Annotated in this window: 14 protein-coding genes; 7 read left to right on the top strand and 7 right to left on the bottom strand. The window is 73.7% G+C overall.

The features are described from left to right. Positions 1-87 precede the first annotated feature (87 nt). Complete coding sequence (locus ACIQFU_RS26940; protein ID WP_402554752.1) at positions 88-1,203, bottom strand: ADP-ribosylglycohydrolase family protein; 1,116 nt, start codon at positions 1,201-1,203, stop codon at positions 88-90. 223 nt (positions 1,204-1,426) lie between these two features. Between ACIQFU_RS26940 and ACIQFU_RS26935 the strand changes: the two genes are divergently transcribed. Together ACIQFU_RS26935 and ACIQFU_RS26930 are read left to right on the top strand one after the other, a co-directional pair. Then, complete coding sequence (locus ACIQFU_RS26935; protein WP_402554751.1) at positions 1,427-2,641, top strand: serine hydrolase domain-containing protein; 1,215 nt, start codon at positions 1,427-1,429, stop codon at positions 2,639-2,641. A gap of 146 nt (positions 2,642-2,787) precedes the next feature. Continuing rightward, a complete protein-coding gene (locus ACIQFU_RS26930; protein WP_402554750.1) occupies positions 2,788-3,297 on the top strand; it encodes a DUF2165 domain-containing protein in 510 nt (169 codons plus the stop codon). Here the strand turns inward: ACIQFU_RS26930 and ACIQFU_RS26925 are convergent. Together ACIQFU_RS26925 and ACIQFU_RS26920 are read right to left on the bottom strand one after the other, a co-directional pair. Further along, entirely contained in the window at positions 3,281-3,841 is a 561-nt protein-coding gene (locus tag ACIQFU_RS26925) for a hypothetical protein (protein WP_402554749.1), read from the bottom strand. The genes ACIQFU_RS26930 and ACIQFU_RS26925 overlap by 17 nt on opposite strands. A 96-nt stretch (positions 3,842-3,937) precedes the next feature. After that, positions 3,938-6,541: a bifunctional FO biosynthesis protein CofGH gene (locus tag ACIQFU_RS26920; protein WP_402554748.1), complete on the bottom strand. Its 2,604-nt coding sequence runs from the start codon at positions 6,539-6,541 to the stop codon at positions 3,938-3,940. Positions 6,542-6,750: 209 nt separating this feature from the next. Here ACIQFU_RS26920 and ACIQFU_RS26915 point away from each other — a divergent pair, with 209 nt between their 5' ends. Then, positions 6,751-8,259 (top strand): CehA/McbA family metallohydrolase, encoded by a 1,509-nt coding sequence (locus ACIQFU_RS26915; protein ID WP_402554778.1) that lies wholly within the window; start codon positions 6,751-6,753, stop codon positions 8,257-8,259. 663 nt (positions 8,260-8,922) lie between these two features. Here the strand turns inward: ACIQFU_RS26915 and ACIQFU_RS26910 are convergent. After that, positions 8,923-9,747: an endonuclease/exonuclease/phosphatase family protein gene (locus tag ACIQFU_RS26910; RefSeq protein WP_402554747.1), complete on the bottom strand. Its 825-nt coding sequence runs from the start codon at positions 9,745-9,747 to the stop codon at positions 8,923-8,925. A 94-nt stretch (positions 9,748-9,841) separates the two neighbouring features. Between ACIQFU_RS26910 and ACIQFU_RS26905 the strand changes: the two genes are divergently transcribed. The 3 genes from ACIQFU_RS26905 (at position 9,842) to ACIQFU_RS26895 (ending at position 13,748) form a co-directional block, all read left to right on the top strand. Beyond that, entirely contained in the window at positions 9,842-10,255 is a 414-nt protein-coding gene (locus tag ACIQFU_RS26905) for a nitroreductase family deazaflavin-dependent oxidoreductase (RefSeq protein ID WP_402554746.1), read from the top strand. Between the two features lie 93 nt (positions 10,256-10,348). Further along, the gene (locus tag ACIQFU_RS26900) at positions 10,349-13,321 is read left to right on the top strand and encodes an AfsR/SARP family transcriptional regulator (RefSeq protein ID WP_402554745.1); all 2,973 of its coding nucleotides are present in this window, start codon (positions 10,349-10,351) and stop codon (positions 13,319-13,321) included. A gap of 202 nt (positions 13,322-13,523) precedes the next feature. Further along, on the top strand, positions 13,524-13,748 hold the full coding sequence (locus ACIQFU_RS26895) for a hypothetical protein (protein WP_402554744.1): 225 nt from the start codon (positions 13,524-13,526) through the stop codon (positions 13,746-13,748). Positions 13,749-13,823: 75 nt separating this feature from the next. Here the strand turns inward: ACIQFU_RS26895 and ACIQFU_RS26890 are convergent, their stop codons facing one another. From ACIQFU_RS26890 to ACIQFU_RS26880, 3 genes are all read right to left on the bottom strand, one after another. Further along, positions 13,824-14,381, bottom strand: coding sequence for a hypothetical protein (locus ACIQFU_RS26890; RefSeq protein WP_402554743.1), 558 nt, complete (start codon positions 14,379-14,381; stop codon positions 13,824-13,826). 91 nt (positions 14,382-14,472) lie between these two features. After that, positions 14,473-16,872 carry a PQQ-binding-like beta-propeller repeat protein gene (locus ACIQFU_RS26885; RefSeq protein ID WP_402554742.1) on the bottom strand — a complete coding sequence of 800 codons (2,400 nt, stop codon included), beginning with the start codon at positions 16,870-16,872 and terminating at the stop codon, positions 14,473-14,475. Positions 16,873-17,082: 210 nt separating this feature from the next. Then, positions 17,083-17,823, bottom strand: a complete 741-nt coding sequence (locus tag ACIQFU_RS26880; RefSeq protein WP_402554741.1) for a VOC family protein — start codon at positions 17,821-17,823, stop codon at positions 17,083-17,085. A 134-nt stretch (positions 17,824-17,957) separates the two neighbouring features. Between ACIQFU_RS26880 and ACIQFU_RS26875 the strand changes: the two genes are divergently transcribed. Next, the gene (locus tag ACIQFU_RS26875) at positions 17,958-18,593 is read left to right on the top strand and encodes a TetR family transcriptional regulator (RefSeq protein WP_402554740.1); all 636 of its coding nucleotides are present in this window, start codon (positions 17,958-17,960) and stop codon (positions 18,591-18,593) included. Positions 18,594-18,748: the final 155 nt, after the last annotated feature.

Genomic DNA, 18,748 nt, shown 5'->3' with positions numbered 1-18,748 from the left:
GCCCCCGGGTGGGCGCTTCTCGAAACGTGACTCTTCCCGCCGGGACTTCGTACCGGGCGCGGGCCTCGTACGGACCGTCGTACGGGACTACGCCCGCGGGTACCGCGTCAGCCAGCCGGGGGACGAGCCCGCCGGGCCGTGCAGGGCGGGGCCCTGGGTCATCTCCATGGCGAAGTCGTCGGCCAGTTCCAGGAGGGTCCGGCGGCCCTCCAGTTCGGCCAGCCAGGCCGGGGGCAGCGCCGTCTCGCCGTGCAGGGCGCCGAGCAGGCCGCCCGTCAGCGCGCCGGTCGCCGCCGAGGGGCCGTCGTGGTTGACGGCGAGGCGCAGCCCGTGCCGTACGTCCTCGCCGACCAGGGCGCAGTACACGGCGGCGGCGACCAGGCCCTCCGCCGTGCCCGCGCCGATCAGCTCGGTCACCCGCGCCGGGGTCGGCAGCCCCTGCCGTACCGCGCCCAGCGCGTGCTGCAGCGCGGTCGCCACGGGTTCGTGTCCCGGCCGGGGCACGAGCAGCGCCAGGGCCCGCTGCACGGCGGCGTCCAGGCTCTCGCCCCGCGCCAGCCCGTGCACGACCACTGCGTACGCGCCCGCCGCCAGGCAGCCGGTGGGGTGGCCGTGGGTCTGGGCCGCGCACTCCACGGCGAGTTGGGCGACCAGCTGCGGCTCCCAGCCGACCAGGAGCCCGAACGGCGCCGAGCGGGCGGCGGCCTCGGGTCCGCGCTCGTCGGGGTTCTTGGGTGCCTCGGGGGTGCCCATCGTCTCGTCGCCGAGGCCGAGCAGCAGGGCGCGCGGGGCGTCCCGGCGGACGTACAGCCACTCCTCGTGGGCCAGCCAGCCGTCGTCCTTGCGCCGCAGGTCGGGCCCCCAGTCGCGCTGGGTGGCGGCCCAGCGCCGGTAGGCCCGGTGCAGGTCGGTCGGCGGGTGCCAGGCGCCGGTGTCGCGCCGTACCTGGGCGCGGATCAGCCCGTCCACGGAGAACAGGGTGAGCTGGGTGAGGTGGGTGACGGCGCCGCGCCGGCCGTAGGCGGCGGCCAGGTCGGAGAGCCCCTCCGCGCCGTGGGCCTCGCGGATCGCGTCGAGGGCGAGGGAGTCGACGGGTGCGCCCAGGGCGTCCCCGACGGCCACGCCGAGCAGTGTCCCGCGCACCCGGCTGCGGAAGTCCTGCTGCTCCGCACGCCCCCAGACGGCACCGGTCGTCCCGCCCACGTGGACCTCCCCTCGGCACTGTGCGTACGTACGACGCCCAGCACTGTATGCGAACGAGGACGGTCGGTTCAGGGCGCAGACGGGCGGGATCGGTGTGGAAACGCTCACGACCGGGGGTGGTGGAAGGTACACCCCGTTTCCGGCACCTGGCCCCATCGAGCGGACGGCCGGTTCGCGAAAGGCTCAAGGCGTTCCGAGAGCAGCCCCGTTGAGAGGAAATCCCGTGTCCGTTCGTCTCCCCGCCTCCGTCCCGTCCAAGCCGCGGAAGCAGCGCGGCCGCGTGCTGTCGGTGGTCGCCGCGCTCGCGGTCCTCGGCGGCGGCCTCGCCGTGACCGGTTCCCTGGCCTACGGCGCCCCGGACCACGCCGGTCACCGCGACGCCGTGCGCGAGGGTGCGAAGGACCTGGTGCGCGAGGACGGATTCCCCGCCGCGCTGGCCGCCGTCGAGGGCCGTGACGGTCGTACCCGCGACTACACGGCCGGCAGCGGCGACCTGGCGACCGGCGCGGACGTGCCGGTCAACGGCCGGGTCCGGGCCGGCAGCAACACCAAGTCCTTCACCGCGGCGGTCGTGCTCCAGCTGGTCGGCGAGGGCAAGGTGAAGCTGGACGAGCCGATCGAGACGTACCTGCCGGGTCTGGTGCACGGCGACGGCATCGACGGCGGCCGGATCACGGTGCGCGACCTGCTCCAGCACACCAGCGGTCTGCCCGACTACGTCCAGTCGCTGGGCCTGGACCCGTTCGAGGTCCGCGACACGTACTACAACCCGCGTGACCTGGTGGACCTCGCCCTGAGCCAGAAGGCGGCGTTCGAGCCCGGCGCGAAGTGGCAGTACAGCAACACCAACTACGCCCTGGCGGGCCTGCTCGTCGAGAAGGTCACGGGACGCCCCTTCGGCGAGGAGATCACCGACCGGATCATCGAGCCGCTGGGCCTGAAGGACACCTACTGGCCGGGCGTCGGCGAGCGCGGCATCCGGGGCGCCCACCCCAAGGGCTACGCCGCCGCCACCCCCGGCGCTCCGCTGGAGGACATCACCAGCCTCGACCCGTCCCAGGCCTGGGCCGCGGGCCAGCTCGTCACCACCCCGCGCGACCTCAACCGCTTCTTCTCCGCCCTGCTCGGCGGCGAGGTCCTCGACGCCGCCGAGCTGAAGGAGATGAAGACCACGGTCCCGGTGACCGAGGGCGCCCCCACGCCCGGCACCGGATACGGCCTGGGCCTGTTCCGCACCCCACTGTCCTGCGGCGGCGAGATGTGGGGCCACGGCGGCTCCATCCACGGATACGAGACCTACGGCGGCGCCACCCAGGACGGCCGCGCGGCCACGGTGGCGACGACGGCACTGTCCAGCTCGGTGGCCGCGGAGCCCGCCGACATGATGGCGGCCCACCAGCACGTCTTCGACCTGGTGGACACGGCCGTCTGCGAGTGACCGGCCGTTTCCGGCAGGGCCGGGCCCTGCCGCGTTCCCGGCGCGGGCGGCCGCGATCACCGCGCTGCGGCGGCGGAACGCTTCGAAGAGATCACGTTGCGGACCCTGCCCACTCCCCCGGTCCCCGGTTTCGGAATAGTGCTGCCATGACCAAGAACCCCCGCAGCACCCTGTTACTCGCCTCCACCGTGCTCACCGCGGTCCTCGCCCTCTACATCGCCCTGGTGGCCCTCGGGAACATCACCGACTTCGACAACAACCAGCAGTACGTGCATCACGTCCTCGCGATGGACACGACGTTCAAGGACGACGACCTGATGTGGCGGGCGATCACGAGCAAGGGTCTCCAGGACACCGCCTACGTGGCGATCATCGTGTGGGAGACCGCCGCCGCGCTCGTGCTGATCTGGGCGACCTGGCTCTGGATACGCCGCCAGCACGCCCCGGCACGGCGCTTCACCACGTACGGCACGCTCATGCTGATGCTGCTCTTCGGCGCCGGGTTCCTCGCGATCGGCGGGGAGTGGTTCGCGATGTGGCAGTCGGAGGACTGGAACGGGCTGGACGCGGCGACGCGGGTGCTGCTGTTCAGCGGCGTCGTGCTGATCGTGGCGCACCTGCCGTCCGGCGAGGCGGCGGCTAGGCCACCACAGTGACCGTCGTACCGGACGTGCCGAACTCCCACAGCGCGTCGCCGTCCGCCTTGGGCAGCCGTATGCCGCCGGTCCTGGCACCGGCGGCGGGCGGCGGCGAGGACCCGTCCACCGCGTTGGAGAAGGCGACCCAGACGCCGTCCTCCTGGGTGAAGTACATGATCTGCTCGATCCGCACCCCGTCGGAGCCGGTCGTCGGCTCCTGGCGGCGGGTGCCGACGCTGTACTTGCCCGGATCGGGGTCGACCGTGCCCGGCCACACCTTGAAGGACCGCCGGGTGGCGTCGCTGGCGTCGACCAGCCACACCCGGTCCTGGCCCGTCGAGTAGACGACGCGCCGCCCGGTGCCGGAACCCTCCGGTACCGGGGCCGGCGCGGTCTCCTTCGGCGTGGGGTGCGCGTCCGCCGACGCCGACGGGCGCGGTTTCGTCGCCACGGCGGTGGGGTGGGGTCCCTGGTCCGCCTGTACGGCCAGGACGGTCACCGCCGCGATCGCGCCCACGGTCAGACCGGAGACCCACGCCCATGAGGGAAGTCGGGCAGGCACGGGCACGCATCTCCTCAGCTACGAGAACCCCGACACACCGGGGGCCCGATCATCGTACTGCGCGCTCGCGCCGCCTCCGAAGCGTGCGCCCGCGCATCAGTCCAGGACCGGCAGCAGCTCCGGCAGGTGCCCGTCCGAGTCCCGCGCCGCCCGCTGCCGCTCCTCGGGGACCGGGCCGTAGAGCGTGGTGCGCGGCTTCGCCGGGCGGCCCGCCGCGTCGGCGACCGCGATCAGGTCCCTGACCGACTTGTACGACCCGTAGGACGAGCCCGCCATGCGGGAGATGGTCTCCTCCATGAGGGTGCCGCCCAGGTCGTTCGCCCCGGAGCGGAGCATCTCCGCCGCACCCTCGGTGCCCAGCTTCACCCAGCTCGTCTGGATGTTGGGGATGTGCGGGTGCAGGAGGAGGCGGGCCATCGCGGTCACCGCGCGGTTGTCCCGGAGGGTGGGCCCGGGCCGGGCGATGCCCGCCAGGTAGACCGGCGCGTTGGTGTGGATGAAGGGGAGCGTCACGAACTCCGTGAAGCCGCCCGTGCGCTGCTGGATCCCGGCGAGCGTGCGCAGGTGGCCCAGCCAGTGGCGGGGCTGGTCGACGTGGCCGTACATCATCGTGGACGAGGAGCGGACGCCCAGCTCGTGGGCCGTCTCGATCACCTCGATCCAGGTGGCCGCCGGCAGCTTGCCCTTGGTGAGGATCCAGCGGACCTCGTCGTCGAGGATCTCCGCCGCCGTGCCCGGGACCGAGTCGAGGCCCGCCTCCTTGGCGGCGGTCAGCCACTCGCGGATCGACATGCCGGTACGGGTCGCGCCGTTGACGACCTCCATCGGCGAGAACGCGTGCACGTGCATGCCGGGGACGCGGGCCTTCACCGCCCGCGCGATGTCGAAGTACGCGGTGCCGGGCAGGTCGGGGTGGATGCCGCCCTGCATGCACACCTCCACCGCGCCCACGTCCCAGGCCTGCTGGGCGCGGTCGGCGACCTGGTCCAGGGAGAGCGTGTAGGCGTCGGCGTCGGTGCGGCGCTGGGCGAAGGCGCAGAAGCGGCAGCCGGTGTAGCAGACGTTGGTGAAGTTGATGTTGCGGGTGACGATGTACGTCACGTCGTCGCCGACGACGCTCTTGCGGACGTCGTCCGCGATGCCGCACAGGGCGTCCAGCGCCGGGCCGTCGGCGTGCAGCAGGGCGAGGGCCTCGTCGTCCGTCAGCCTCGTCGGGTCGTCGGCCGCCGTGGCGAGCGCGGCGCGTACGTCGGTGTCGATGCGCTCGGGCGCCATGCCGGGTGCGGCGGCCTCGCGCAGGGCTCCCCAGTCGCCGTACACCTCGTCGAAGTCGTCGCGGCGGTCCGAGGTGCGGCCCTCGGTGTCGATGGTGGCGTGCAGGTCGGTGCGGCCGGTGGCGGTGAACGCCTCGTCCGGTTCCTGCCAGACATGCCCCTCGACCACCGCGTCCTCGCGGGCGAGCCCGGTCTCCGGGTCGGCGAGTGCCGCCACGTGCGGACGCAGCCGCGGGTCCAGCCAGGGCTCGCCGCGCCGCACGAACTCCGGGTAGACGCAGAGACGTTCCCGCAGCTCGAACCCGGCCGCCCGGGACTTGGCGGCGAGTTCGTCGATCTGCGGCCAGGGGCGCTCGGGGTTCACGTGGTCGATGGTGAGCGGGGAGACGCCGCCCCAGTCGTCGATGCCCGCGACGATCAGCCGCTCGTACTCCGAGTCCACCAGGTTGGGCGGGGCCTGGAGGCAGGCGGACGGGCCCATGATGTGCCGGGCGACGGCGACCGTGGCGACCAGCTCGTCCAGCTCCGCGTCCGGCATGCCGCGCATCGCCGTGCCGGGCTTGGCGCGGAAGTTCTGGATGATCAGTTCCTGGATGCCGTGGTAGGCGCGGGAGACGCGGCGCAGCGCGAAGAGGGACTCGGCCCGCTCCTCGTAGCTCTCGCCGATGCCGATGAGGATGCCGGAGGTGAAGGGGACGGAGGAGCGCCCGGCGTCCTCCAGGACGCGCAGCCGTACGGCGGGCTCCTTGTCCGGGGAGCCGTGGTGCGGGCCGCCGGGCTCGGACCACAGGCGGGTCGCGGTGGTCTCCAGCATCATGCCCATGGAGGGCGCGACGGGCTTGAGCCGCTGGAAGTCCGTCCAGGTCATGACGCCGGGGTTGAGGTGCGGGAGGAGGCCCGTCTCCTCCAGGACGCGGATCGAGATCGCGCGGACGTAGGCGATCGTGTCGTCGTAGCCGTGCGCGTCCAGCCACTCCCTCGCCTCCGGCCAGCGCTCCTCGGGCTTGTCGCCGAGGGTGATGAGGGCTTCCTTGCAGCCGAGGGCCGCGCCCTTGCGCGCGATGTCCAGGACCTCGTCCGGCGACATGAACATCCCGTGGCCGGCCCGGCGCAGCTTGCCGGGGACGGTGACGAAGGTGCAGTAGTGGCACTTGTCCCGGCACAGCCGGGTCAGCGGGACGAAGACGCTCTTCGAGTACGTGATGACGCCGCTGCGCCCGGCGGCCTCCAGTCCCGCGTCCCGGACCCGGGCGGCGGACGCGGTGAGGGCGTCGAGGTGCTCGCCGCGCGCCTGGAGCAGCACGGCGGCCTCGGACGCGTCGAGGGCGACGCCGTCCCGGGCGCGTTTGAGGGCGCGACGCATGGAGTTCTCGGTGGGGCCGGTGGGGTCGGCGGGTCCGGTTCCGGAGGTCGCGGAAGTCGTCATCCTTCGAGCATACGAGCGGGGTGATCGGCACGGGGCTCCCGTCCCGCCGGCCCGCCGCGCCGTCTCCTGCCCTCAATGACTCCTCAATATGCGAAACCCCTTTCCTTGTCCGGGAGTTCACGGCTCAATACGAGGGTTGCACGCACCACCCCTGCACCACCGACGTCATGTCACCGACGACACGAGACGACGACACCTGGAGCAGCAGCATGTGCGAGGACGACCACGCCGGAATGGGCAGACGCGCGGTGTTCGTGACGGGAGCCGCCGCCGCGCTTACGTTGGGAAGCGTGAGCTTCGCCTCGGCGGCACCCCGGGAACGGCGGCGGGAAACGGTGCGCGGCACCCTCCCGCCCGGCTCCCCCGACTTCGTGTACGTCCCGGTCGAAGTCCCCCGGGGAGTGCGCGAGATCCACGTCGCCTACACCTACGACCGACCCGCCGTCCCGGCCGGCACCCAGGGCAACGCGCTCGACATCGGCCTCTTCGACGAGCGCGGCACCGAGCTGGGCGGCCCGGGCTTCCGCGGCTGGTCGGGCGGGGCCCGCACGGAGTTCTTCGTCCGCGCGGACGACGCCACGCCGGGCTACGTGCCGGGGCCGGTGCGGGCGGGCACCTGGCACATCGCGCTCGGCCCGTACACGGTGGCCCCGCAGGGCCTGCCGTACGAGATCACCGTCACGCTCACCTACGGCGAGGAGGACCGGACGCCCCGGCCGGTGTACCCGCCCGAGCGGGCCCGGGGGCGGGGCCGCGCCTGGTACCGGGGCGACTGCCACCTCCACTCCGAGTACTCCGACGGCCGCTACACCCTCGCCGAGATCGCGGAGCTGGCGCGGGCGGCGGGCCTGGACTTCATCAACTCCTCCGAGCACAACACGCACTCCGCGCACCCGCACTGGGCCGACCTGGCCGGGGACGACCTGCTGATCATGCTCGGCGAGGAGGTGACCACCCGCAACGGCCACGTCGTCGCGCTGGGCACCGATCCCGGCACCTTCGTCGACTGGCGCTACCGGGCCCGCGACAACCGCTTCGGCCGGTTCGCCCGGCAGATCCGCCGCGCCGGCGGCCTGGTCGTGCCGGCCCACCCGCACGCCACCTGTATCGGCTGCAACTGGAAGTTCGGGTTCGGCGAGGCGGACGCGGTCGAGGTGTGGAACGGCGCGTACACGCCCGACGACGAGGTGGCGCTGGCCGACTGGGACGGCATGCTGGTCGCCTCGGTGCGCGACGGGAGGCGGGACTGGATCCCGGCGATGGGCAGCAGCGACTCCCACCGCTCCCCCGACGTGATCGGCCGCCCGCAGACCGTCGTCCTCGCCGACGACCTGACCCGGGAGGCGATCCAGGAGGGTATCCGCGCCGGGCGGTCCTACGTCGCCGAGTCGTCGAAGGTGTCCCTGTCCTTCGCCGCGTCCGGCGGCCGGGGCGAGCACGCCGGCATCGGCGAGCGGCTGCGCGTGGACCGCGACTCCCCGGTCACCGTCCGCCTGGAGGTGACGGGCGCGCCGCGCTGCACGGTCCGGTTCGTCACGGACCAGGGCGTGCTGTTCACCGGCGATCCCCTGCCGGTGTCCGGCGCGGGCACGGCGGAGTGGCGGACGACGGCCTCGTACGCGGCCTACGTGCGCGCGGAGATACGGCACGAGACCGCGGCGGGCCCCCTGCCGGGGGCACTGGCGGCGTTCACCAACCCGGTGTTCCTGGGACGGTAGCCGGGGCGGTCACCTACGGGGCGTCCTGGGCGGTGGCCGACGGGGCGGTGGCCGGCATGGCGGCCTGGGCGGTGACCGACACGGCGGTGGCCGGCATGGCGACCTGAGCGGTGACCGACGGGGGGCCGAGACCGTGACCGACACAGCGACCTGAGCAGTCACCGACACGGCAGCCCGGGTCATGGCCGACGTGGTGGCCTAGCCGGTGGCCGACGCGGCGACCTACGCGGTGACCGACGCGGCGGAGGCCGGCATGGCGGCCTGAGCGGTGACCGACGGGGTGGCCGAGACCGTGACCGACACGGCGACCTGAGCAGTCACCGACACGGCAGCCCGGGTCATGGCCGACGTGGTGGCCTAGCCGGTGGCCGACGCGGCGACCTACGCGGCGGTGGCTGACATGGCGGCCTGGGCGGTGACCGACGGGGTGGCCGAGACTGTGACCGACACAGCGACCTGAGCAGTCACCGACGGGGCGACCTGAGCGGTGCCCGGCACGGCGACCCGGGCCGTGACCGACGCGGCGACCTACGCGGTGACCGACGCGGCGGAGGCCGGCATGGCGGCCTGAGCGGTGACCGACGGGGTGGCCGAGACCGTGACCGACACGGCGACCTGAGCAGTCACCGACACGGCAGCCCGGGTCATGGCCGACGTGGTGGCCTAGCCGGTGGCCGACGCGGTGTCCGTCCCGCCGTCGGCCAGGTCCGCGACGACCGCCGCGTGGTCGGAGGGCCAGACCCCGTCGACGGGGCCGGCGCCGGCCCGCCGTACCGCCAGGACCCGGCCGATGCCGCCGGGTCCCGGTGGGCCCACGTGGACGTAGTCGATCCGTACGCTCGGCTCGCCGTCCGCGTGGGCCACGTACGGGTTGGCGGTGTCCCAGGTGCCGGACGGCGCGCCCGGCGCCGCGTGCTCCCAGGCGTCGTGCAGCCCCCCGGCCCGCAGCAGGCGCACCTCCGGCGACTCGGGGCGGGCGTTGAAGTCCCCGGTGACGACGGGCGGGTGGGCGGTGCCGTGCCGGTGCCGGGCGACGAAGGCGGCGAGGGCGGCGGACTGCTCGGCGCGCAGGGCAGGGGCGTGGCCGCCCGAGTTCAGGTGGACGGTGAAGAAGGGGATCCGGTGCCCGGGCGCGTCCAGGCGGGCGTACGCCGCCAGCCGCCCGTCGTCCAGCTCGGCGGGGGCGGGCAGCCGCAGCACCGCCCGCTCCACGACGGGCCAGCGGCTGAGCACCGCGGTGCCGACGCCCACCGTGTCGTCTCCGATCCGCCGCTGCCACCGCTCGGGCGCGGGCGAGGGCGACCAGTCCCAGTGCAGGCCCAGGTCACGGGCCAGCCACTCGGCGAGGTTCTCCCCTCCGTCGACGGCCCACACCTCCTGGAGCCCGACCACGTCGGGCCGCAGCTCCCGCAGCACGGCGCGGATCGCGCCACGCCGGTCGGCCCAGGGGCCGAACCGCCACCACAGGTTCCACGTCACGACCCGCACCCCTGCACCACCCGTCTCTCGGCCCGGTCCACACCTTCCCCGTCGAGGTTTTCCGGGAACATGGAGTCCCACGAGACGGGAGCGTGAACGAACGATGTCGTCCTACGCCGAGACCAAGTACCGGGCCGTGACGGCCTTCCAGCGCCGGCTCAACGCCCTCGTGCGCCGACTGCCCGGCCAGACCCTGCTGGAGACCACCGGCCGCGTCTCCGGCCTGCCCCGCCGCACCCCGGTGGGCGGGCGCCGGAGCGGCGACTCCTTCTGGCTGGTGTCGGAGTTCGGCGAACGGTCCCAGTACGTCCGCAACATCCGGGCCGACCCACGCGTCCGGGTCCGGCTCAGGGGCCGCTGGTACCGGGGCACGGCCCACCTCCTGCCCGACGACGACCCGCTCGCCCGCCTGCGCCGCCTCCCCCGCTACAACAGCCTCGCGGTGCGGGCGATGGGCGTCGGCACGGGACTGCTCACGGTACGGGTGGAGCTGGAGGGGCAGGGGAAGACCGGCTGATGGAGAACCTGTGATCGGCGTCTCCCACGGCTGACGTGGTCGGCATGAACAAGGCAAACTGACCTGGTTGCTCAGGATGTCTAGGGGGACGGCATGGACGGTGGACCGCGGATTCCGGAGCAGCGGCGTCCCGGATTCCCGGCGGAACCGGACGGGCCGGCCGCGCTCCGCTTCGGCGTGCTCGGACCGGTGCGCGCCTGGCGGGGCGAGGAGAGTCTGGCCACCGGCTCGCCGCAGCAACGCGCGCTGCTGGCGGCCCTGTTGCTGCACGAGGGCCGTACGGCCACCGCGGCCGAGCTGATCGACGCCCTGTGGGGCGAGGAGCCGCCGTCGCAGGCGCTGGCGGCGCTGCGGACGTACGCGTCCCGGCTGCGCAAGGTCCTCGACCCCGGAATGCTCGCCAGCGAGTCGGGCGGATACGCCGTACGGGACCTGGCCGACGGGGCGTTGGACCTGACGAGGGCGCAGGACCTGGCCGCCGGGGCCGAGAAGGCCAGGAGCTCCGGCGACCTGTGCCACGCCCGTGACCTGCTGCGCCGGGCACTGGCCCTGTGGGACGGCGAGGTCCTGGCCGGCGTACCGGGCCCGTATGCCCAGACACAGCGCGTGCGCCTTGGCGAATGGCGGCTCCAACTCCTGGAGACGCGGCTGGAGATGGACCTGGAACAGGGCTGTCACGCCGAGTCCGTCTCGGAACTGACGGCGCTCACGGCGGCCCACCCCCTGCGCGAGCGCCTGCGGGAGCTGCTGATGCTGGCCCTGTACCGCAGCGGCCGTCAGGCGGAGGCCCTCGCGGTCTACGCGGACACGCGGCGCCTGCTCGCCGACGAGCTGGGCGTCGACCCGCGCCCCGGCCTCCAGGAACTCCAGCAGCGGATCCTGCGGGCCGACCCGCACCTGGCCGAGCCCCCGTCACCGGCCGCGGAGACAGTGGCGGCCACCGTCCGCCCGGCGCAACTCCCGGCCTCGGTCCCCGACTTCACCGGACGCGCGTCCTTCGTCCGCGAGCTGAGCGACGTCCTGTGCTCGGCGTCCGGGGACGCGGCGACGGGTCGCGTGATGGCGGTCTCGGCGCTGGCCGGCATCGGCGGCGTCGGCAAGACGACCCTCGCGGTGCACGTCGCCCACCAGGCGCGGGCCGCCTTCCCGGACGGGCAGCTGTACGTCGACCTCCAGGGCGCCGGCGCGCGGCCGGCGGAGCCGGAGACGGTGCTGGGCTCCTTCCTGCGCGCCCTGGGTACCGCCGACTCGGCCGTGCCCGACTCCCTGGAGGAGCGGGCCGCTTTGTACCGCTCCGTCCTGGACGGCCGCCGTGTCCTGGTCCTGCTGGACAACGCCCGCGACGCCGCCCAGGTCCGGCCCCTGCTGCCCGGCACGGAGGGCTGCGCGGCGCTGGTGACGGCACGGGTGCGGATGGTGGACCTGGCCGGGGCGCACCTGGTCGATCTGGACGTGATGTCGCCCGAGGAGGCGCTGGCCCTCTTCACGAAGATCGTGGGCGAGGAGCGGGTGGCCTCGGAGCGGGAGGCGGCGCTCGACGTGGTCGGCGCGTGCGGTTTCCTGCCGTTGGCGATCCGCGTCGCCGCGTCCCGGCTGGCGGCCCGCCGCACCTGGACGGTGTCGGTCCTGGCGGCGAAACTGGCGGACGAGCGACGCCGGCTGGACGAGCTGCAGGCCGGTGACCTGGCGGTCGAGGCCACCTTCGAACTGGGCTACGGCCAGCTGGAACCGGCCCAGGCCCGCGCCTTCCGGCTGCTGGGCCTGGCGGACGGCCCGGACATCTCCCTGGCGGCGGCCGCGGCGGTCCTGGACCTCCCGGCGCAGGACACCGAGGACCTCCTGGAGTCCCTGGTGGACACGTCGTTGCTGGAATCGGCGGCGCCGGGCCGCTACCGCTTCCACGACCTGGTCCGTCTCTACGCGCGTGCGTGCGCGGAACGGGACGAACAGCCGCCCAGCGAGCGAGCGGCGGCGCTGTCTCGGCTGCTGGACTTCTACCTGGCGACGGCGGCGGGGGTGTACGCGATGGAGCGGCCCGGGGACCGGCTGGTGGACGGCCTGGAGCCGACGGAGTACCCGGGCCTGACGTTCACCGAGGGGTCGGCGGCCCTGGACTGGCTCTACACGGAGGCGGCGCCGCTGCTGGCGGGTGTGCGCCAGTCCGTGGGGACGGGCAGGCTGCGGCGTGCGGTGGACCTGCTGTGGGCGGCCAAGGACCTCACCGAGTCCGGGGCCGACTCCCACCAGTACGAGGCGACCGCCCGGGGGATGTGCGAGGCCACCCGCACGGCCGGCGACACCCTGGCCGAGGGACGGGCACGGACGGTGCTCACCGACGTCCTGCTGGTGACCGGCCGGATCGCCCAGGCGGAGGAGGAGTCGCGGCTGGCGATGCGGCTCGCGGAGTCCGTCGACGACGGCGCCGCGGTCGGCTGGGTCGCCAACAGCCTGGGGCTCATCTGCCTGCACCAGGGGCGGCACACCGACAGCAAGCCGTTCTTCGAGCGGGCCATCGAGGGGTTCCGTGCCCTGCGCAACCGTCCTCCCGAGGCGACGGCCCTGTGCAACCTCTCGCGGGCCCACCTGGGAGCCGGCGACGTCGCGCAGGCCGTCGACTTCGCGAGGCGGGGGCTGGAGGCGCACGCCGAGTTCGGCAGGACCGTGCGTCTCGCCAACAGCCACTACGCGCTGGGCATCGCCCTCAACAGGGCGGACCGGCACACGGAGGCCCTCGGGCACTTCTCCGAGGCGCTGACGATTTTCACCGCGCACCGGCAGCGGCTGTGGGAGGGCACGACGAACTACCGCATCGCCGAGGTCCACCTCGCGGCCCAGCGTCCCGCGCAGGCGGCCCAGCACGCCGAACAGGCCCTCGCCCTCGGCTGCATCGGTGGCGACCGCATGCAGGGCAACGTCCTGACCGTACTGGGCCGGGCCCTGTCCGGGCTGGAGCAGACGGACCGGGCCATGGCCTGCTGGAGCAAGGCCCTGCGGCTGTACGAGCAGGAGGGCGCCGAAGAGGCGAGCGAGGCGAGGGCCCTGCTCCGGCCCGCCTCGGCCGCGTGAGCCGCCCGCGCGCGAAGGGCGTTCAGCATTCGTTTATCGCGCCCCGGCATGGTCGTACCCGTCACACCGTCGCGTCGGGGGGCAGACGGTCTGACGGGGGCCCGACCAGTTATGGTGCGGCTCCGACGCCCGCCCGGCGGCCAACGGGGGAGCTACCGGGCGGGCGTTCGCCACATGTCGTCACAGCGGAGGGACCAAGCCCATGAGCGAGAACCAGCAGGACACGGAAGCGACGGCCACGGGCGAGGCGGCCTCCGGCGAGACCTTCACGACGCTCGAGAACCCGATGCCGACGCCGCCGAAGGACGGGGCCGTCACGACGCTGGAGAACCCCATGCCCAGCGGACCGGCCAAGCCCGACGTCAGGACGATGGAGAACCCCATGCCGGCTCCGCCCGCCCTGGACCGGGACGGCGAGGGCAAGTAGACCGTTTTCCCGCACGGGGATCGGCCGCGGCGGCGCGGAGGGGAGCCGCCGCGGCCGACGTGTGCGCGGAGGGGGTCAGGAGACCGGCGCCGGCACCGTCGTGTCCAGTTCGCAGTGGTCCGGGACGGCGGAGCCGTCGTAGGGGACGCGGACGGCGGTCTCCCCGTCCGCGGGGACGGTGACCTCCTCGGTGCCTTCGCCGAGTGTCTTGCCGTCCGCGTCCTTGAAGAGCACGGTGACGGGGAACGTGTACTCGGTGGAGTTCGGGTTGGTCACCTCGACGGTGGACCACGGCTCGGACTCCCCGGCGCAGCTGACCAGGTTCAGGACGGCGGCCTCGGCCTCGCCGCCGCCGTCGCTGCCGCCGCTGCCCGTGTCGTCGCCGTAGGTGTCGTCGTCGTAGTCGTGGTAGCCGCTGCCGCCGGTGCCGTAGGTGTCGTCGTCGTCCTTGTAGGCGTCGCCGCCGCCCGAAGTGGACGACGAGCTGTCGTGGTCCTGGCTGGAGCTGCTGCAGCCGCCGCCCCCGTCGCCTCCGTGACCGTGGCCGTGACGGCCGGTCGAGAAGCCGGTCAGGCTGAGGACCACCAGTGCCGAGATCGCCGTGTACCTGAGTGCTCGCCCCCGTGTTGTCATGACGATCACGCTAGTGGGCGGATGTCACGGACACGTCACCGCTCGGGCACGGGCCCTCACGCCGCACGGGGCCCTCGCGGTGAGCCGGCCCTCACGTCGTACGGGCCGTCCCCGTGCCCTTCTCCGCGTCCAGCGCGTACACGCAGCGGTCCTTGCTGCACGCGTACACGATGCCGTCGCGGACGACCGGGGAGCCGGTGATCTCGCCGCCGGTGGCGAGCTTCCAGCGCAGCCGGCCGTCGTCGGCCTTCAGCGTGTAGAGCAGGTGGTCCGACGAGCCGAAGTGGATGCGGCCCTCGGCGACCGCGGGCGCGCCCACGATGTCGCCGCCCGCCTGGAAGCGCCACTTGGGGGTGCCGGTGACCGCGTCCAGGGTGTAGAGCCCCTTGCCGCTGCCCACGTGGACGTGGCCGGCGGCGACCAGGACCGGGTCGGTCGAGGAGCGGGCCTCGGTCGCGATGCGCCAGCGGTCGCGGCCGTCGGTGGCGTCGAGGGCGTAGACGGTGCCGAGGTAGTCGGCGAGGTAGACGCCGCCGCCGGTCACCGCGGGGCCCGGCACGAAGGTGGGCGGGGCCAGGAAGACCGCGGGGGCCTCGAAGTGCCAGCGGACGTGGCCGGAGGCGGCCTCCACGGCGAGGACCCGGGTGCCGGCCGCGACGTACACGTAGCCGTCGGGGGCCTGGGTCAGACGGACCGGGACCCCGCCGCAGGAGGCGGCGTCGCCGATCGGGTACGACCATCTCTCGTCCCCGGTGCGGGCGTCCAGGGCGCGCAGGCGGGCGTCCTGCCAGACGTACGCCGTGCCGTCGTGGAGGGCGGCGCCGGCCTCGGGCGACTCGAAGTCGGTCTGGGCGCCGGTGACCTCCCAGAGCTTCTGGCCGGCCGAGGCCTCCCAGGCCTGGACGCCGCCGCCGCGGGTGGCGGTGAGGACGGTGCCTCGCTCGGCCTGCAGCGAGTACACCCAGGCGTCCGTCTGCACGCGCCACAGGTCGGCGCCCTCGCGGGCGTCCAGGGCGAAGAGGGTGGGGCCGTCGGAGGCATGGATGCGGCCGTCCGCGACCGCCATCGACCAGGCGACGTCCCGGGTCTTGAACCGGCGCCGTCCGGTGCCCACATCCAGGGCGTGCACCTCGAAGGAGGTGACGTAGACCAGTTCCCCGGCGACCCGCGGCGTGCCCCAGACGTCGTTGGACATGCGGAACCGCCAGGGCCGCCAGCCGGCCGGCGAGGCCTCCGGGGAAGGGGCCGGCGCGGGCGAGGGGGCCGGTACGGCCGGGTCGGCGCCGTTGACGCCGGGGCGCGGGCGGGACCAGGAGGCGGCGAGGGCGGACTCCGGCGGGGGCGCGGCGACGGCGGCGGCGCGCATGCCGGCGACGCGCGGTCCGGGACCGATGGGCACCGCGGCGCCGGGCAGCCGGACCGGCCCGCCGTCCGGGGCGCCCACGGGAGCGGGTACCGCGGGACCGTGCGCGGGCGGCGCCGGTACGACGGGGTCGTGCGCGGGCGGGGGCGGCAGCGGGGGCGCGTGTACGGCGGCGCGGGCGCCGGACGGGCCGCGGGCGCCGCCGGCGGTGGTGGCGGGCCTGACCGCGGGGCGGCCGCCCCGCCGCCCCTCGATCAGGCCCACGGCCCGTTCGGGCAGCCACGCCGAGGCCGTACCGCTGTCGTCGGAGCCCGAACCGAAGAGGTGCGGGGCGAGCTGGGCCTGGAGGTCGGCGGGGTTGGGGCGGCCGGTGGCCTCCATCTGCATGCAGGACTCGATGAGCGGGCGCAGCTCGTCGGGCAGTCCCTCCAGGTCGGGGCCCTCGCGCAGCAGCATGAAGACCGTCTCGACCGGGTTGGCGCCGTGGAAGGGCGGGTGCCCGGTGGCGGCGAAGACCAGCATGGAGCCGAGCGAGAACACGTCGCTGGCGCCGGTGACGCTGCGGGAGTCCTTGGCCTGCTCCGGGGACATGTAGGCGGGGGTGCCGACGGCGACGTTGGTCATGGTCAGCCGGGTGTTCGAGACGCCGGACGCGATACCGAAGTCGATCACGCGGGGGCCGTCCTCGACGACGAGGACGTTGGAGGGCTTCAGGTCGCGGTGGACCAGGCCCGCGCCGTGGATCGACTGGAGCGCCTCGGCGACGCCCGCGGCCAGCCAGCGCACCGCCTGGGCCGGCAGCGGCCCGCACTCGTTCACTATCTCCTCGAGGGAGGGCGCGGGGACGTAGGCGGTGGCCAGCCAGGGCACCGCGGCGCGCGGGTCGGCGTCGACCACGGCCGCCGTGTAGAAGCCGGAGACCGCGCGGGCCGCCTCCACCTCGCGGGTGAAGCGGACGCGGAAGAGCTGGTCCTCGGCCAGTTCCGTGCGCACCGTCTTGATCGCCACGCGCCGCCCGGACGCCGAGCGCGCGAGATAGACCAGCCCCATGCCGCCGGCGCCGAGCCGCCCCAGCACCTCGAACGGCCCGATGCGCCGCGGATCGTGCTGCGTCAGCTGATCCACCACTTGCCTGCCACCTCCCCGTACGGGCCGCGCCACCCACATATGTACGCGACCGAAGTGCAGCGTCTCACCACCGCACCTCCGTGGCGCCACGCACCCCGATTCTTCCTGTCCGAAGCGCTGGTGGCGAACCTGACGACAATCGGGGTGTCTTGCCTGATTCCGGGCAAATGCGGGGGTCGCGGCACCCGCCATGCGCCCTCTGGGGCCCGTTCAGCGCTGCAGCAGCGCGAACGACGCTCCCTGGCCGTCCGAGACCACGGCCACCCGCCCGTACGACGTCTCGAAGGGCGGGACCCGCACCCGTCCGCCGAGCCGGGCCACCGTCGCGATCCCGGCGGCCACGTCCTCGACCAGGAAGTGGACGAGGAAGTGCGGCGGCATCTCGGCGGGGAAGACGTCGGAGACCCGGGCGCGGCCGAAGTCGGGGGAGGCGTCCGCACCGAAGAGCGCGTCGTGGAACAGGTCGCCGTAGAAGGCGTTGGCGGCCTCCGTGTCCCGGGTGTACAGCTCGGCCCAGGCGAAGGTGCCCGGCTCGTGCCGGCGTCCGAAGCCGGTCCGGCGGCCCGGCTGCCAGAGCCCGAAGACCGCGCCGTCGGGATCGGCGGCCAGGGCGGCACCGCCCAGGTCGCCGACCGGGTGGGGCGGGGTGACGATCTGACCGCCGCCGGCCCGGATCCGGGCGGCCAGGGCGGCGGCGTCCGGGGTGTGGAAGTACACGGTCCACACGGTGGGCATCCTGCCGTCCGTCTTGCGGACCAGCGCGGCGATCGGCTCGCCGTCCAGGCACGCCCGTACGGTCCCGGCCGCCCCCTCCTCCGTCTTCTCCGCGTCCTGGAAGGTCCAGCCGAACAGCTCGCCGTAGAAACGCCTGCCCGCCTCCACGTCGGAGAGCTGTGCGTCGACCCAGCAGGGGACGCCTTCCCTCTTCTCGAATGCCCCGTTGTCGGCCATGCCGTCAAAGTAACCGCGTCACCCGCACCGCGCAGACCGGGCACACCGGTCTCTCTTCGCCGTCGCACCCCATTTGCAGTCGGCCGAATCGCGCTCGGATCACCCGTCGGTAAGCTGACGGCATGACAGGACAAGTGCGTACCGTCGACGGCCGCGTGGCCGGTCGACGTGGGCAGGCGACCAGGCAGAAACTGCTCGACTGCCTCAGCGAAATGCTCAGCTCCTCCCCCTATCGCGATGTCAAAGTCATCGATGTCGCCCGCAAGGCGGGCACGTCGCCCGCGACCTTCTACCAGTACTTTCCGGACGTCGAGGGTGCCGTCCTGGAGATCGCCGAACGCATGGCCGCGGAAAGCACCTCGCTGGCCGAGCTGACGGCGGGCCGCTCCTGGGTCGGCAAGGCCGGCTGGCAGACGGCACAGGAACTCGTCGACGGATTCCTGGAGTTCTGGCGGAAGAACGACGCGATTCTGCGCGTTGTGGATCTCGGAGCGGCTGAGGGCGACAAGCGGTTCGCCAAAATCCGCATGAAGATCCTGAATTCGGTGAATTCCCCCCTCACGGATTCCGTCGCCGATCTCCAGGCAAAGGGCAAGGTCGACAAGGACGTGAACCCCGCGGCGATCGCCGGGTCACTCGTCGTCATGCTCGCGGCCGCCGCTTCGCATCAGAAGGGGTTCTCCTCCTGGGGTGTGAAACAGGCTGAACTCAAGCCCCATCTCGCCCTGTTGACATATCTCGGCATCACCGGAAAGAAGCCCGTCAAGTAGTACGCCGCGCGGCAGCCTGTCATTTTCCGCCGCGTCGCCGTCCGCCGCACCTCCAGCCCGATCGGCCGCCCCGCCGGCCGCCCGCCCGAACTCGGCGACCGTGCCCCCGGCCCTTCGGCCGCGTCGGCGCGATGTCCAGCGCCTGGGAGTTCGGC

It is taken from the genome of Streptomyces sp. NPDC093065, from assembly GCF_044754585.1.
GTDB lineage: Bacteria > Actinomycetota > Actinomycetes > Streptomycetales > Streptomycetaceae > Streptomyces.
Note: the sequence above shows the minus strand (reverse complement) of the source record. Positions and strands in the feature narration are given on the sequence as shown.

Bases quoted from the DNA above. Each gene is read 5' to 3' on its own strand.
- ACIQFU_RS26895 (WP_402554744.1), top strand. From the start codon at position 13,524: ATGAGCGAGAACCAGCAGGACACGGAAGCGACGGCCACGGGCGAGGCG.
- ACIQFU_RS26890 (WP_402554743.1), bottom strand. From the start codon at position 14,381: ATGACAACACGGGGGCGAGCACTCAGGTACACGGCGATCTCGGCACTG.
- ACIQFU_RS26915 (WP_402554778.1), top strand. From the start codon at position 6,751: ATGTGCGAGGACGACCACGCCGGAATGGGCAGACGCGCGGTGTTCGTG.
- ACIQFU_RS26900 (WP_402554745.1), top strand. From the start codon at position 10,349: ATGGACGGTGGACCGCGGATTCCGGAGCAGCGGCGTCCCGGATTCCCG.
- ACIQFU_RS26930 (WP_402554750.1), top strand. From the start codon at position 2,788: ATGACCAAGAACCCCCGCAGCACCCTGTTACTCGCCTCCACCGTGCTC.
- ACIQFU_RS26905 (WP_402554746.1), top strand. From the start codon at position 9,842: ATGTCGTCCTACGCCGAGACCAAGTACCGGGCCGTGACGGCCTTCCAG.
- ACIQFU_RS26920 (WP_402554748.1), bottom strand. From the start codon at position 6,541: ATGACGACTTCCGCGACCTCCGGAACCGGACCCGCCGACCCCACCGGC.
- ACIQFU_RS26880 (WP_402554741.1), bottom strand. From the start codon at position 17,823: ATGGCCGACAACGGGGCATTCGAGAAGAGGGAAGGCGTCCCCTGCTGG.